Consider the following 1,635-nt stretch of genomic DNA (forward strand, 5'->3'; position numbering starts at 1 on the left):
CACGGATGCAAACGGCGTTGAACAAACCCTCACCGCGAGCGTACAAAGCGACGGCAGTTGGTCAGTGGAAGTACCCAACGCCTTAGCGCAAGGGGATTACACGACGGATGTTGTGATCAGTGATGGCGCAGGAAACCAAACACAGGTGATCTTAACAGGTAATATAGATACCAGTGTGCCCGTGGTCACGGTGAATAATAATGGCTTAGGCAATGACGAAAGCCCAGTTATTAGTGGAACATCAACAGAGCCTGTTGGCACCCAAGTGACCATCACAATTATGGATGCCAATGGCGATACGCAGACTCTCACAGCCCAAGTCCAAGCGGGCGGTGGCTGGCAAGTGGCCGCGGCCAACTTACCGGATGGGGATTACAGCTACAGCGCGAGCATCACCGATGCCGCGGGCAACACCGGCAGTGCCGCGGGAGCAGGGGAAATCGATACCCTTGCACCGGTGATCACGCTTGATAATTTAGGCACCATCAATAATGACACGCCGACCATTTCAGGCACGTCATCAGAGCCCGTTGGCACGGTCATCACCGTCACGCTGACCGACAGCAGCGGTGTTGAAACTGAGCTAAGCGCAAGCGTGGATGGTAATGGCGATTGGTCTGTAACCAGCCCAGTGCTAGCAGATGGCGATTACAGCGTCAGCGTTAGCGTGACAGACGAGGCAGGCAATAGCAGCCAACAAACCGATGACTTTATTCTCAATACGAATGCGCCGAGCATCACCATCAACGCAATTGGCGAAACCAACGACACGACGCCGACCATTAACGGCACCAGTGATGCAGCCGATGGCACCACGGTGACGGTGGTGATTGATGATGGTATTAACCCCGCGCAATCAATCGATACCACAGTGAATGGCGGGAGTTGGTCAATCACGGTGGCAGACATATTAGCCGAGGGCGACTTCACAGTGACCGCGTCGGTCACTGAAGGGGGCTTAACCAGTGAAGCAACACGCACAGGGATTATTGATACCACGATGCCAGACATCAGTATCGATGCGATAGCGGACAGTAACGACACCACGCCAACCATCAGCGGCACAGCGAGTGCTCCACAAGGGAGCACCGTGACCGTGGTATTTAATGATGCGTTGGGTAACGCGCATACCGTGACGACACAAATGACGCCATCAGGCACCTGGTCGGTTCCGGCCAGCGATATCCTAGCTGAAGGGGAATACACGGTGACTGCCAGTGTATCTGACCAAGCAGGCAACCCAGCAAGCACCAGCATGACCGGGGTGATTGATTTAACGCCACCGAGTGTCAGCATTGACGCGCTCGCTGCAGGCAGTGATGTCACGCCATTGATCAGCGGGCAAAGCAGCGGTGTACCAGCGGGTAGCCAAGTGACTATCGAGGTCACAGCCGCGAATGGGGCGATACAAAGTATCACTACCACCACGGGCAGTGATGGAAGCTGGTCAATCGAAGTGGCGAATGCCATTAGTGAAGGCGACTACAGTGTGACCGCCAGTATCACCGATGCGGCGGGGAACACTGGAAGTAGCACAGCCACCGGCGAGATTGATACCACCGCACCGAGTGTGAGTATCAGCGCACCAGAACTAACAAACGACAACACGCCGCTGGTAACGGGCACATCAGACTT

The 1,635-nt window shown here is 55.2% G+C and carries 1 protein-coding gene; it reads left to right on the forward strand.

The genetic code is table 11. From position 1 onward, the window contains the following. The coding region (locus tag AAEU30_RS21440) for a beta strand repeat-containing protein (RefSeq protein WP_421962292.1) at positions 1–1,635 on the forward strand (1,635 nt) is incomplete at both ends.

This window comes from Pseudoalteromonas mucoides (assembly GCF_049257175.1).
In the GTDB taxonomy this organism is placed as follows: Bacteria; Pseudomonadota; Gammaproteobacteria; order Enterobacterales; family Alteromonadaceae; genus Pseudoalteromonas.